The sequence below is a fragment of the Flavobacterium agri genome (assembly GCF_013401995.1).
Lineage (GTDB): Bacteria > Bacteroidota > Bacteroidia > Flavobacteriales > Flavobacteriaceae > Flavobacterium > Flavobacterium agri.
In genome coordinates this window covers 243850-257379 of sequence record NZ_JACBJI010000001.1, presented here as the reverse complement: position 1 = coordinate 257379, position 13530 = coordinate 243850, and the positions used below count along the sequence as shown (strand labels likewise).

General features: G+C 48.0%; 18 protein-coding genes and 1 pseudogene. 11 read left to right on the top strand and 8 right to left on the bottom strand.

The annotated features are described in order from the left end of the window. Positions 1-122 precede the first annotated feature (122 nt). From HZF10_RS01280 to HZF10_RS01260, 6 genes and pseudogenes are all read left to right on the top strand, one after another. Entirely contained in the window at positions 123-866 is a 744-nt protein-coding gene (locus HZF10_RS01280; protein WP_176004358.1) for an SDR family oxidoreductase, read from the top strand. 1 nt (position 867) lies between these two features. Further along, complete coding sequence (locus HZF10_RS18010; protein WP_246282425.1) at positions 868-1137, top strand: PaaI family thioesterase; 270 nt, start codon at positions 868-870, stop codon at positions 1135-1137. Then, positions 1116-1190 (top strand): annotated as a pseudogene (locus HZF10_RS18150) (hypothetical protein); the annotation flags it as partial. The gene HZF10_RS18010 and the pseudogene HZF10_RS18150, both read left to right, overlap by 22 nt. 107 nt (positions 1191-1297) lie before the next feature. Then, positions 1298-2548, top strand: coding sequence for a beta-ketoacyl-ACP synthase II (gene fabF, locus HZF10_RS01270; protein WP_176004357.1), 1251 nt, complete (start codon positions 1298-1300; stop codon positions 2546-2548). A gap of 72 nt (positions 2549-2620) precedes the next feature. Then, entirely contained in the window at positions 2621-3421 is an 801-nt protein-coding gene (locus HZF10_RS01265) for a hypothetical protein (RefSeq protein ID WP_176004356.1), read from the top strand. Then, positions 3421-3825, top strand: coding sequence for a DoxX family protein (locus tag HZF10_RS01260; protein WP_176004355.1), 405 nt, complete (start codon positions 3421-3423; stop codon positions 3823-3825). The genes HZF10_RS01265 and HZF10_RS01260 overlap by 1 nt, the downstream gene beginning before the upstream one ends. Here HZF10_RS01260 and HZF10_RS01255 read toward each other — a convergent pair. Both HZF10_RS01255 and HZF10_RS01250 read right to left on the bottom strand, forming a co-directional pair. Next, entirely contained in the window at positions 3822-4331 is a 510-nt protein-coding gene (locus HZF10_RS01255) for an O-acetyl-ADP-ribose deacetylase (RefSeq protein WP_217703318.1), read from the bottom strand. The genes HZF10_RS01260 and HZF10_RS01255 overlap by 4 nt on opposite strands. A 50-nt stretch (positions 4332-4381) precedes the next feature. Then, positions 4382-4768, bottom strand: coding sequence for a VOC family protein (locus HZF10_RS01250; RefSeq protein ID WP_176004354.1), 387 nt, complete (start codon positions 4766-4768; stop codon positions 4382-4384). Positions 4769-4894: 126 nt separating this feature from the next. Between HZF10_RS01250 and HZF10_RS01245 the strand changes: the two genes are divergently transcribed. Beyond that, on the top strand, positions 4895-5863 hold the full coding sequence (locus HZF10_RS01245; RefSeq protein WP_176004353.1) for a GlxA family transcriptional regulator: 969 nt from the start codon (positions 4895-4897) through the stop codon (positions 5861-5863). Between the two features lie 26 nt (positions 5864-5889). Here the strand turns inward: HZF10_RS01245 and HZF10_RS01240 are convergent, their stop codons facing one another. Beyond that, complete coding sequence (locus tag HZF10_RS01240; RefSeq protein WP_317171572.1) at positions 5890-6861, bottom strand: SMP-30/gluconolactonase/LRE family protein; 972 nt, start codon at positions 6859-6861, stop codon at positions 5890-5892. 64 nt (positions 6862-6925) lie between these two features. Between HZF10_RS01240 and HZF10_RS01235 the strand changes: the two genes are divergently transcribed. The 3 genes from HZF10_RS01235 (at position 6926) to HZF10_RS01225 (ending at position 8729) form a co-directional block, all read left to right on the top strand. Next, the gene (locus tag HZF10_RS01235) at positions 6926-7627 is read left to right on the top strand and encodes a phosphodiester glycosidase family protein (protein WP_176004351.1); all 702 of its coding nucleotides are present in this window, start codon (positions 6926-6928) and stop codon (positions 7625-7627) included. A gap of 42 nt (positions 7628-7669) precedes the next feature. After that, positions 7670-8449 (top strand): NYN domain-containing protein, encoded by a 780-nt coding sequence (locus HZF10_RS01230; RefSeq protein ID WP_176004350.1) that lies wholly within the window; start codon positions 7670-7672, stop codon positions 8447-8449. Positions 8450-8537: 88 nt separating this feature from the next. Next, complete coding sequence (locus tag HZF10_RS01225; RefSeq protein ID WP_176004349.1) at positions 8538-8729, top strand: cold-shock protein; 192 nt, start codon at positions 8538-8540, stop codon at positions 8727-8729. Between the two features lie 59 nt (positions 8730-8788). Here HZF10_RS01225 and HZF10_RS01220 read toward each other — a convergent pair whose 3' ends face one another. The 5 genes from HZF10_RS01220 to HZF10_RS01200 form a co-directional block, all read right to left on the bottom strand. After that, on the bottom strand, positions 8789-9283 hold the full coding sequence (locus HZF10_RS01220; RefSeq protein ID WP_176004348.1) for a hypothetical protein: 495 nt from the start codon (positions 9281-9283) through the stop codon (positions 8789-8791). Further along, a complete protein-coding gene (locus HZF10_RS01215; RefSeq protein ID WP_176004347.1) occupies positions 9280-10230 on the bottom strand; it encodes a S66 peptidase family protein in 951 nt (316 codons plus the stop codon). Before HZF10_RS01215 ends, HZF10_RS01220 begins: the two co-directional genes overlap by 4 nt. 212 nt (positions 10231-10442) lie before the next feature. Beyond that, positions 10443-11171: a DNA-formamidopyrimidine glycosylase family protein gene (locus tag HZF10_RS01210; protein ID WP_176004346.1), complete on the bottom strand. Its 729-nt coding sequence runs from the start codon at positions 11169-11171 to the stop codon at positions 10443-10445. Positions 11172-11187: 16 nt separating this feature from the next. Next, positions 11188-11673, bottom strand: a complete 486-nt coding sequence (locus tag HZF10_RS01205) for a hypothetical protein (RefSeq protein WP_176004345.1) — start codon at positions 11671-11673, stop codon at positions 11188-11190. A gap of 16 nt (positions 11674-11689) precedes the next feature. Further along, the gene (locus tag HZF10_RS01200) at positions 11690-12172 is read right to left on the bottom strand and encodes a hypothetical protein (RefSeq protein WP_176004344.1); all 483 of its coding nucleotides are present in this window, start codon (positions 12170-12172) and stop codon (positions 11690-11692) included. 172 nt (positions 12173-12344) lie between these two features. On the opposite strand from HZF10_RS01200, the gene HZF10_RS01195 reads away from it, so the two are divergent. Further along, positions 12345-13463: a ligase-associated DNA damage response exonuclease gene (locus HZF10_RS01195; protein WP_176004343.1), complete on the top strand. Its 1119-nt coding sequence runs from the start codon at positions 12345-12347 to the stop codon at positions 13461-13463. Positions 13464-13530 lie beyond the last annotated feature (67 nt).

The following is a 13530-nucleotide window of genomic DNA, read 5'->3' as shown; positions in this document are numbered from 1 at the left end:
CAATCGGTAAAGACTCGATTAATATACCATTTGGTATAAATTTGTATCAGAATTAAAGGCAATATTTTTTTAAATAACAATATACCAATCGGTACAATAATAACAATCAAGAATAAATCAAAATGAAAACTTCAAAAAACACAATCCTGATTACAGGCGGAGGTTCCGGAATCGGCTTCGAAATGGCCAAACTATTCAGTGCAAACGGTAACAAAGTCATCATCACCGGACGCAGTAAAGAACGTCTAGAACAAGCGATCTCTAAATTGCCGGGCGCGAACTACATACAAGCCGACGTGACCAAAGCCGAAGACGTCGATCGTCTCGTACAAACCATCAACATCCATTTTTCGTCTTTGAACATATTGATCAACAATGCCGGTAACGCCCAATATTACCGCCTTACCGACGAAAACGCGAACGCCTTCGACAAAGCGCAAGAAGAAATCACGACCAACTATCTATCTACCATCCGCCTCACCGAAAAACTATTGGCGCTGTTGCAGAAAAACGGTAGTGCCGCAATCGCGAACGTTTCGTCAATCGTTGGATTCGTGCCTACGACACATCTGCCAACCTATTCTGCAAGCAAGGCCGCACTTCACTCCTACACCCGCGTATTGCGCCATACTTTGGAACGCGACAACCAAGATGTGAAAGTGTTCGAATTGATGCCGCCGCTTGTAAACACCGAATTCTCGAAAGCCATCGGAGGCGAGAACGGCATGGATCCTAAAGATGTCGCATTGGCATTGGCGAATGGTTTCGAGCAAGGGATTTTCGAAATCCGCCCAGGCATAACCGAAGAATTGTACACCCTTTACCTTTCTTCTCCCGAAGCCGCCTTGGCCGCTTTGAACAACTGATATGAAGCCAGGAGCGTTCAAATTCCTTCACAACCATATCGGAAAGGAAATCACGGCATCGCCATCGGCGTACATGAATTGGCTGAAACCGAAAATGCGTGTCGTCGAGCAAGGCCGTTTGGTTTTTGAGTACGAAGTCCGGACGGAAATGACCAATCCGTTCGGAACGCTTCACGGAGGCGTGATTTCATCGATCATAGACGATGCCATCGGAGCGACTTTGATCGCTTACAAGAACCTGTTTTCTACATCTCGATCAATCTCAACGTAGACTTTTTCGCCAATGCGAGAGCCGGGGAAACGATCCTGGCCGAAACTAAAATCAACAAAAAAGGCAAAACCGTCGTGAACGCCGAATGCGAGATCTGGAACGAAGACAAATCGAAACTGCTCGCCAAAGGGTACACGAACTTGCTCAAAACAGCACAAAAATGAAACGAGTTGTCATCACCGGTCTTGGCGCGATAACGCCTCTCGGGAATAACGTAGCCGAATTCTGGAAAAACATCATATCCGGAAAAAGCGGCGCCGGACCTATCACCAAATTCGACGCTTCTTTGTTCAAAACGCGATTCGCTCACGAAGTCAAGGATTTCGAACCGGAAAAGTATTTTGAACGCAAGGAAGTGAGGAAATACGACCTGTTTACGCAATACGCAGTCGCCGCTTCAGATGAGGCTATTGCCGACAGCGGTCTCGATTTTGCGAACATATCGGATGCCGAAAGAGCCGAAGTCGGTGTGATCTGGGCATCGGGAAACGGCGGGATCTCTACATTCGAAGAGCAATTGCAGGAATTCAATTCGGGAGACGGGACGCCAAGGTTCAATCCGTTTTTCATTCCCAAAATGATTGTCGATATCGCAGCAGGCGTGATTTCGATACGACACAAGCTGTTCGGACCGAATTACGCGACCGTTTCGGCCTGCGCCTCGTCGAACACGGCCATCATCAACGCTTTCGATACGATCCGTATGGGAAAGGCCGATGTGATGATTGCAGGCGGTTCCGAAGCCGCGATCACGAAATCGTCGATCGGAGGTTTCGGTGCATCCCAGGCGTTGTCCAAAAACAATGAGCATCCGCAAAATGCTTCGCGTCCGTTCGATGCAAACCGCGACGGATTTGTAGCCGGTGAGGGCGCGGGCGCATTGGTTTTAGAGGAATTGGAACACGCTAAAGCCCGCGGCGCGAAAATCTACGCCGAAATCGTGGGTGGCGGCATGGCGGCCGATGCGTATCATTTGACAGGAACTCCGGCCGACGGGCACGGCGCGAGCCTCGGTATGCAAAAAGCGCTTAAAGACGCGGGCATCACATTCGATAAAATCGGAAGCGTAAACGCCCACGCGACCTCGACTCCACAAGGCGATTTGAGCGAACTCAACGCGATCAGATCGGTTTTCGGGACGCATCCGATAAAGGTTACGGCGACCAAATCGATGACGGGACATTTGCTCGGAGCGGCCGGCGCGATTGAAAGCATCATCAGCGCGTTATCCGTGAAAACGGGCATCGTTCCTGCAACCATCAATCTCGAGAATCCCGATCCGAATATTCCCGAAGGATTGGACATCGTCAGCGGAAAATCGATACAGACCGAGCAGGAATACGTGATGAACAACACGTTCGGTTTCGGCGGACACACGGCAACCACGATCTTCAGGAAATTTCAAGATTAATGAGAATTCCAAAATGCTAACAATGAATCGGTTTGGGAAAATTCGCTATCTTCACCCAAACCGATAACAAACATGCATTTTACAAGAACCATCGCCTTATTACCGTTGGCTTTATTGGCCGTCCTGATCTCGTGCGCACATGAAGAGAAAAAATCCGAAGAATTGACTTCGATCGAATTTTCATCGGCCGAAGACACGACGAAATATCCGCTCAAAGGCAACGCCACGTTCAAACAACTCAATTCGACGGTGAATTCGGTGGTGTTGACAGGACTTGACAGCATCCGTCTGATCAACATCTACAAAGTAAAACCCGGTTCGGAGAAAAACGTGAACCGCGAAGAAGGCACGACGTATTACCGAAAGCTCGACGACAATACGGGCGAACCGTCTTCCGATGAGGATAATTTCTGTTATTTCATGCCCGGAATGGACGTGATCAGCGGCTACAACCTGATCAACGTCGGGCATTACGATATGGCCACTTCGCGCCTTTCGTATTTCTTCCAGAAGCCCGTATTGGTCCGGAATCTGTATTTCCCGGGCGTAAAAAGGGATTCTTTGAAAGGGATTCCCGTTTCCCGCGATTTTTTCCTCGCTTCGGTTTACGACCAGGACACGAACAACGATTCGCTGATCAACAAAAAGGATTTGAGGCGCATGTACCATTTCGACAAGCGCAATACGACACGCACGGCTTTGCTTCCGGAGCGTTATTCGGCGATCCGTTCCACTTACGATTACAGAAATGACATCATGTACATTTACGCCAAGTACGACGCCAATAAAAACGGCACGACCGAAAAGACCGAACCTGTATCGATTTTCTACATCAACCTCAAAGCGCCTTCGAAAGCGCGAAAAATGATCTGATGAAAACAATCGATTTCAAAAACGGCACTTTCATGATCCGTTTGGGCGTTGCGGTGATTTTGCTCGCGCACAGTGTCAAGACGATTTTGGATGGCAGTATTTCGGGTTTCGGAAAAGAATATCTCGACCCTATGGGATTCGCACCTTTCGGGCTCGCGATCGCTTACGCCATAAAGATTTCACACATCGTGGCCGCGATTTGCTTCCTGTTCGAGAAATACGTAAAGCTCGCCGGAATCGTCACGATTTTCGTTCTGATCATGGGAATCGCGATGGTACATTGGCAGGAAGGCTGGTTCGTCGTCGGTGGCGGAAGGAACGGCATCGAATTCAACTTCCTGTTGATATTGGCCGTGCTCACAATCATGTTTCCGAATGGCTTGACACGCCGAAAAAGCGTTTAAGCGTTCAATTGGGCTTCGATGAGTTTTAGGTTTTCGTCATCGAAACATACAAAGGTGACGTCGATTTCTCGATCGGACTCTTTCAAAAAGTCGCGTACCGTCTGTACGGCCACTTTTGCGGCTTCGTCTTTCGGATAGCCGTAAATTCCGGTGCTGATGTTTGGGAAGGCGACACTCCCACAACCGTTTTCCACAGCCAATTTCAAAGAATTGCGGTAACAATTGGCCAGTTTTTCGGGTTCTTTTTTATGGCCTCCATTCCACACCGGCCCAACCGTATGGATCACGAATTTGGCAGACAGTTTTCCAGCCGTCGTAATTACGGCTTCTCCCGTTTTGCAACTGCCTTGACGCGCTACTATCTTTCGGCAGCCTTCGAGTATTTCGGGTCCTCCGGCGCGATGGATGGCTCCGTCGACTCCGCCTCCGCCTATAAGTGAAGTGTTCGCGGCGTTGACGATGGCATCTGCTTCGAATTTCGTGATGTCGGCTTTTGTTGCTTGCATTGGTTTGATAATAGACCCGAAAGGTAAGAAATGAGGCTTGACTTTAACGCTCAGCTTTTCAAAAAAAGCCATTCGACACCGAAGCGGTCTATGACGCTTGCAATCTGGTTTTTTCCGACATCTTCAAAGTTAGTGGTGATTTTTCCGTCAGTCGACAATTTTTCAAACAGCGTTGCGGTTTCGGAAACATCTTCTGAACCGATGAGGATAGAAATTCTCCCTCTCATCGTCGTATCTCCTAAATCTGAACCGTATAAAGTGAAATCGGGCGTGATGAGTTTTGCCCGTACGACAAGGTTTCGCAGCGATTGCGGAAGACAGCGCCGAATGTCTCCCGATAATTTTTCCACAACCAACTCACCGCCGAAGCACTCGCGATAGAATTCGAGCGCCTCTCGGCAATTCCCGTGGAATGTGATCATCGGATGGATTTTCATGATGCCTGTTTTGGATTATACAAAATTGGGAATAGGCGTACGATTCCACACTGTGTTTTTGCGTCGCGATAAAGGGGAAATCGTGCCAATGGTTTTGCTACATTTGTAAGAAACTGACCCATAACCATGAAAAAGGTATCCGTTTATGTACCCCAAAGTGCCGTGATCGAAGCCGTTACGCCTGCTTATCGATTGTTCAATACCGCAAACCAATTCCTTGAGGCAAGCGGACAGGAGCCTTTGTTCGACGTCGAATTCGTAGGGCTCGAACGCCATATCAAGGCACAGGACGGAGAATATACGATAACGGTTTCCAAGCTGCTCGACGATGTAAAACAAACCGACATGGTCGTGATTCCGGCGGTTTACGGCGATTTGCCACAAGCATTGGAACGCAACAAACCTGCACTTTCGTGGATCGTGGACATGCACAAACAAGGGGCAGAAATCGCTTCTTTATGCCTTGGCGCTTTCTTGTTGGCCGATACCGGACTTATCGACGGCAAGCGGTGTTCAACGCATTGGGCCTATTACAACGAATTCCGCAGCCAGTTCCCGAATGTCGAGATTGTCGACGGCGCGATCATCACCGATGAAGGTCGCATTTATTCGAGCGGAGGCGCGAATTCGATCTGGAACATGTTGTTGTATCTGCTCGAAAAGCACACCAATCGCGACATCGCCATTTTGTCGGCCAAGTATTTTGCGATAGACATCGACCGCGACAACCAGAACGCATTCACGATTTTCCGCGCGCAAAAAGACCATCGCGACCCAGAAATCCTCAAAGCGCAGGACTTCATCGAAGACAATTTTACCGAAAAAATCACGATCGACATACTCGCCGACAAGGTGAACGTAAGCCGTCGCAGTTTCGAAAGACGTTTTAAAAGTGCGACGAACAATACCGTGAGCGAATACATCCAGCGCGTGCGCATCGAGTCGGCCAAAAGAAGTTTCGAAGCCTCGCTGAAGCATGTCAACGAAGTCATGTACGACGTGGGCTACACCGACACCAAATCGTTTCGTGACGTATTCAAGAAAGTCACGGGTTTGACGCCTGTGGAATATCGCAACAAATACAGCAAGAACTGATTGTTACTTCATCACACAATTGCTAATTACCGTGCCGACGTCAAGGTCTTTACGCGACACACGTATTTCCCGGCCGTGATGTAAAGCCATCCGTCGTCGCCGAACGCACAATTGGCCGTGGGAACGCCCGTATCGATCTTGCCGAGCAACTTGCCTTTTGGCGAAATCACCATAATACCGTTGCCTGCGCCTGTGAAAATATTGCCCGATTTGTCTTTTTTCATACCGTCGGCCGCGGTTTTGTACGGACGCAGATCGAAGAAAATTTTGCCTTCGCCCAATGAACCGTCAGATTTTACGGGATACGACATGATTACGGCTTCGCGATCCGTTTGGCTCACGTAAAGCGTTTTTTCGTCTTGCGACAGCAAAATCCCGTTCGGACGTTTGAGATTCGAGACAACTCGGGTCACTTTTCCGTCGGGCGAGACGCGATACACGCCGAAAACCTCGGTACGGTCGGTAGGATCGTCTTTCATGCCCTGGAATCCGTAAGGCGGGTCGGTAAAATAATACGCGCCCGACGAATGTTCGCAAATGTCGTTCGGCGAATTGAACGGCTTCCCTTCGAAATTATCGGCGACGGTTATTTTGCCGCCACCGTCGGGCTTCATGCGCGAAATGCGACGATCACCTTGTTCGCAAGCCACGAGTTCACCTTTTTGGTTGATGAGTAATCCGTTCGAGCCGGGTTCGTCGCTGTAAAACCCGTGGCCGGTATAACCCGAAGGCTTGAGCCAGGTCGTGATGCCTTCTTTTTCGTTCCATTTGAAAATCGCGTTCTGTCGCGGATCGGAAAATAGCAAATAATCGTCATCGCTCACCCAAACCGGACCTTCCGCCCATACGAATCCGCTGCCAAGCACTTCGATTTTGGCGTCGGGAGAAACAATTTGGGAGAATGAAGCATCATTAGCAATGATTTTTCCCAAAGTCGGATAAACGGTTTGTGCAAAGGAAATCTGCGCAAAAAGCAAACAGGCGATAATTTTTTTCACGTTTCGGTTTTTCGCAAAGCTACGCACCCGGAACCGAACCTCGAAATCGTTTAACTTAGTCGGCATGAAAAAACTGCTCGTTCTCCCGCTTTTCGTTTTGCTGTTGTCGTACCAGACCACGCCGTCGGTAGCGATTACGTCTTATGTGGCCGATCTTTCGAAATCGGAAATCAAATTGTTCTGGAAGGACGACAAAGGCAACCGCATCGGCACATTGGGCAATCTCAAGAAGCACATCGAAACCCAAAACGGTAAAGTTGTGTGTCTGATGAACGCCGGTATGTTCAAGAAAGATTTTTCGCCTCAAGGTTTGTTTGTGGAAAATGGAAAGATGCTCACCGTGGCCGACAATTCGGACGGCGTCGGAAATTATTACCTGCATCCGAACGGACGGTTTTACGTAACAGACAAAGAATACGCGTTCGTTTGCCCGACCGGGAATTGCGTGAAAAGAACCGACATCGCATTTGCCACGCAATCGGGTCCGATGCTTGTGATCGATGGAAAATTGCATCCGGCGTTCAAACAAGGCTCGACGAACCTGAACATCCGCAACGGCGTCGGGATTTTGCCAAATGGAAACGTATTGCTGGCGATAACCGACAAGGAAATCAACTTTTACGATTTCGCTATGTTCTTTAAAAACGCAGGCTGTAAAAATGCGCTTTACCTTGACGGATTCGTGTCGCGCGCGTACATTCCTTCGAAGAAGCGATACGATCTCGACGGGAATTTCGGTCCGATGATCGCTGTCGTCGAAAAATAAATTCCGCCCTATCCGATTAAGCCCTACCTTTAAACAAAAACCTTGGAAAAAAACAACTTCAACATAGCCGTACTCATTGACGGCGACAACGCCCAACCCAAACTTCTGGGCGCGATGCTCGAGGAAGTCTCGAAATACGGCAAAGCCACGATCCGACGCATTTACGGCGATTGGACACAGCAGCAAATGAACGGATGGAAAGACATCATCAACGAATATTCGTTCAATCCGGTGCAGAAATTCTCGTATACGACGGGCAAGAACTCTACCGATAGCGCGCTCATCATCGAGGCTATGGACATCCTTCACGGAAAAAACATAGACGGTTTCTGTATCGTCTCGAGCGACAGCGATTACACCGGACTCGCCAAACGCATTCGCGAGGAAGGCATTTTCATGATGGGAATCGGACAGAAGAAAACCCCGAAAGCGTTCGTACAATCGTGCGAGATTTTCACGTTCAGCGAAAACATCCTCGCGGCCGGGATACACAAACAAGCTGAAACCGCCGAAAATGAATACGACAAACCCGAAAACGTAGATTTGGCGTTTATCGATAAAGCGTTCGACATTTCGTCTACCGAAGGAGAAGAAGAAGTGTACATTTCAAAATTGGGACTCACCTTGCGCAAGATCGATCCGAGTTTCGATCCGAGAGCGTATGGTTTTCGCAATTTGACGCAGCTTTTCCGCAGTCTTCCGAATTATACCATCACGCATATCGAACAAAATCCGGCGGTCAAAAGGGTGGTTTTGGAAAAATCCAAAAGCAAGCCATCCCGCTCTGGGCGCAGCTTAACACGTCCGAAAAACGAAAAATGAATTTTTTTTTTGAAAATCTTAAAAAAAATACTGTCTGCCAATTAATTAAAACTATCTTTGGCACTTTAACATTTATTTTCTTTTCAAAATGAACGAAGGAACCATCAAATTTTTCAACGAAACCAAAGGTTTCGGATTCATCACCCCAAAAGACGGAGGTGCTGACCTGTTCGTACACGTTACAGGATTGAATGGCCGTGTTCGTGAGAACGACAAAGTTACTTACGAAGTACAACAGGGAAAAAGAGGACCAAGCGCAGTAAACGTTACCGTTATCTAAGATATCCCAGTACCTGTAAATTGCTAAAACTGCCCCGAAACGGGCGGTTTTTTTTTTGCTCAGATAAACCAAGGCAATTCCTCTGTTGCGCTAAAGTCGTATTGGAAACCGAAATCGCCCGCTTGCTCGCATTCGAGAATATATTTTAAAGCGTCTTCGGCATCTTCATGGTCCGATTTTTTGAGGAATTCGATCGTCGGTTTGATACCCGCAATGGGAACAAGCTGAATGTCGAATCCGCAAAACGTGTCGAAATCTATGGTTTTGGTTTGCCATACGGTTATACAATCGGAAATCTCGCCGTGCATGCCCAAAAGATAAGACGCGAACATCAACGACGTGCAGCCGATATCGTAATTTTCGGGATACGGCCTGCGCCGGATAGACGCGAACGCCTCCAAAAGTGCCAAAGCAAAATCCCTGTTCTTATGGTTTCGGAATTCGTGGACCAATTCTTGTCGTAACGGATGTTCTTCATCGGCCAACAAATCGAGCGCGGTTTGCGAAATGGATTTGTTTTCGTCGAACTGTAACAGAATTTCGCTCGCTTTCATGATCCGTATGTCAAACGCAAAGTGTCTGCAGTCATGTCCAAACGGACTTCGCGCCCCAGGTTAAGCGCGACGTTAAGATCGGGCCTGTGTCCCATCGGCAATCCGAAAACGATCGGAAAATCGTATTCCTCAAAGAAATTGAGCAACAACAAGCGGAACGCCGTCTGGATCGTATACTCATCGGGTTCAGGAAACTCGGGCACCATGCAATTGCTGGTTTCGTTGTCCTTGAGCGGAATGATGAAATCGCCGACCAAAAGCGCTTTGAGATTATCGAATTTACCCGAGCGTTTCATCGCATACAGCATTCGTTCGATGCTCATGAGGTTTTCATAGGTGTCTTCTATGAACAGGATTTTTCCGTTGGTATCGATATCCGAAGGAGTTCCTATGACGGTGTGCAAAATCGATAGGTTTCCACCAACCAATTCGCCTTTTACATTTGTGTTTTTGTGATTCTCCAATCCATCGAATTCAAACGTCGGATTGGCATCAAAAAGCAAAGTCTTCATACTTTCCAGATCGCGAGGGCCGGCCGTAGCGAATCCGAAAAGCATCGCACCGTGTATCGTTTCTATGTTGAAATTACGGTTAATGTGCGAATGCAGATACGTAATGTCACTGAAACCGACGAGCCATTTCGGGTGTTCTGAAAACTTCGAGAAATCGATCTTGTCGAGAATCTGCACCGTTCCGTAACCGCCGCGCATAAAGAAAACAGCCTTCACGTTTTCGTCGTCGAGCGCGTTTTGCAGATCGCGCAAACGGACTTCTGGATTGGCCGAAAACTGGCAATAGCTGTCTTCGGAAATCGTTTCGCCGATAATGGTCTTAAGTCCCCAACCGTCGAAAGTCCTCGTGACGAAATCGGGATCGTAAACGCCTTTGCGCGCAATGTTCAACAAATAAACGGTATCGCCTTTTTGCAGTCGTGACGGACGTTTCATAGAAGTTGTTTGGGCAAATGTAATAAAATGTGGGATGTGAAAGTGAATGGTGAATGGTGAATAGTGATTGGGATTGGAGATCGAGTCCAAATGCTAAGCATAATGACAAACTCCCGGCCCTATCCTTACATCCTACATCCTACATCTTACATCTCACATTTCACCATTCACCATTCACTATTCACTATTCACAACATCCAATTACCAACAAATCAATACTTTACCTGACATCTCGCACAAAAGAAACTACGCCTTTTCTTTTTACCGGTTTCCTTCTTTACGAAAGGCAAATCGCAACGTTTACACGTTTTTTGGGCATAGGCTTCCCAATGTTTCTTGAGTTCGTTTTTCTTTTTCCAATCGAGGAATTGCTGCGGATACAAAACCGCTTGCTCAAGCAGGATTTTCTTTTTGGCCGATGGAATTTCCCTGGTTTTGGATTCGGGATGGATACGCGCCCTATACAAGATTTCGGTCTTGATGATATTGCCGATGCCCGAGAAAATATCCTGTTCCAACAAGGTATCGCAAATCATTTCGTCGGGAATCGCGTTGAGTTTTTTGCGCGCTTTGGGTTCGCTCCAATCGGGATTCATCACGTCTGCCGAAAAATCGTAATCGTCCTCGACCTTGCCTTCGAAGAGCTTTACGTTCGACGCGTAAAAATTGAGCACGCCGTTGGAAAACGTCAACCCGAGCCGGATTTTGGCATTGCGCGTTTCATCGATCGCATAAGAGCCGAACATCAAAAAATGCACGCGCACATAAAAATCGTCGAACGAAATCAGGAAATGTTTGCCCCAAGTTTGGAGTGAAACGACTTTTTTGCCCACGAGCCGATCGATGTCGATTTTGGCATTTCCCGTAGCTTTGAGCACTTTATGGCCTTCAAAATGCGCGGTTTTTTGTTTGAGTATGGAAAGCGTCGGACCTTCTGGCATCTTATTTCAATATTCGTTAAGGCTTCATCTCGGCCTGAACCTGCATGATATAGGTATCGGCATCTTCGAGCCGCTTGTCGTAAACCGATCCGCCGTTTGCGTTTTTAGCCTTTTGCAACGCTTCTTTGGCGACCTTGTAATGCTTGAGTCCATTTTGGTAATCGCGCACTTCGTATAATTGTGCGGCAAGACCCGATTCGGCGACGGCAATACGCTCATATGTCCATTCTGATTTGTCGCCGTGATCGACGAGATAGCCCAAATCGGTCAACGCGATCGCATACATTTGGGCGGTCGGACTTTCGCGCATGGCCGCGTTTATCCTGATTTTTCGGCAATCTCGGTTGTCGGGATTCTTGGTAAGTCCGCGGCCGACGGCTTTTATCGCCTCTTCGTATTTGCCTTGGGCGTACAATTTTTGCGCATCGGAACAGTCGTCCGGAGTTTGTCCGAACAACCGAAAAGCTCCTGTTAATAGGAACAGGAATACAAAACCTTTCATATCACTTGTATTTACGTCATTTCTTTTGTGCCGTCGCCTGTTTCATCTGATTGTCGGCATTGGCGATTGGGGCATCGTAATCGGTCGTACCGCTAATTCCTTTGGCCGATGTGTACGCATTTTTGGCTTTTTGGTAGTGCTTGGACGCTTCGGCAAAATTCTGGTTGTCGAAATGCATTTTGGCCAAACCTGCTTCGGCGTTGCCCAAGTTTTTATAATTCGGCTCACTCTTGTCGCCTTTAGCCAAAAGATAATCCAGGTCGCTGATCGCCATCAGATAATTCACCGACGATTCGTTGTCGCGCATAGCCGCATCAATGCGCACCCGACGGCAAGGCGCATCGGGATTTTTAGCCAAAGCACGCCCCGCTAACTTGATCGCATCGTTGAAATTGTTTTGCTGATAAGCCGTTTGCGCCTGCTGGCAAAGTTCGGCATCGGTCTGGCAATACGTGGCCGAAGCGACCAGCAATACTGCAAGGAGAAAAATTCGTTTCATGTCGTGTCGTTTTGTAGTTACTTAAAGTTAGGGCTTTAGGATTTCGGATGTTGCGTTTCTGACATATCATTAACATTTGAGTGCTGTGACAAACGTTAAACTTCCCCAAATCAAATCCTCAACCACAACCCTATTCCCTAACTTTAATACAGTCACCAAAAACGATAACGAATTGCCTGCGAAAAAGAAACCACTCCTTGTCTTCAACGACCGCGGTATTTACTGCGAGGTCGCCGACGTTTACCTCGATCCGTGGAAACCCGTCACGAACGCGATCATCACGCACGGGCATTCCGACCATTCGCGTTGGGGACATAAAAATTACATCACGCATCATTTTAATGTCCCGATCATCAAACACCGTTTGGGCGATATCAATGTGGCCGGTGTCGAATGGGGCGAGACTTTTACCGTGAACGGTGTGACGTTTTCGCTTTTTCCGGCTGGTCATATCGTCGGAAGTTCGCAGGTGCGCGTTGAACACAAAGGCGAAATTTGGGTCTTTACGGGCGATTACAAAACCCAGGACGACGGGCTTTCTACACCTTACGAAGTCGTGAAATGCCATACGTTCATTACCGAATGTACATTTGGCCTACCCGCTTTCAACTGGCTGCCGCAACAGGAAGTGTTCGATGACATGAACACGTGGTGGGCAGAAAACCAAGCCGAAGGGAAAACATCCGTTATTTTTGGTTACACTTTGGGCAAAGCCCAGAACATCATCAAACATCTCGACACCTCGATCGGAAAAATCTACACCCATGGCGCGGTCGAAAACATGACGCAAGTGGTCCGCCAGATCGTCGATTTACCGCCTACCGAACTGATTACGCGCGACACAAAAAAAGAAGACCTGCTCGGAAACATCGTCGTCGCTCCGCCAAGCGCCCACGGTTCGATATGGCTTCGCAAGATGTCGCCTTTCGTGACCGCTACGGCTTCGGGTTGGATGGCGTTCCGAGGCGCTCGCGCAAGACGCGCCATAGACAAAGGTTTCGTGCTTTCGGACCATTGCGATTGGTACGGACTACTCGATTCGATCAAAGCCACCGGATGCGAAAAAGTGATTGCCACGCACGGTTATTCGGATATTTTTTCGCGCTATCTCCGGGAAGAATTGGGCTACGACGCAAGAACCGCGAAAACACAATACGAAGGCGAATCGGCCGAAATGGGTACGAGCCGCGAAGGTGACGAAACATCCGAAAAGGAACTCGAAAACGCCACCGAAATCAACATTCCCGAAGACATCCACCAAGAAAAGAGTATCAAGACATTTTTAAAGTAAAGCCACGAATGACACGAATGACACGAATTCCACAAATAAAAACCGCTGAATACGCTCCAAAAAATTA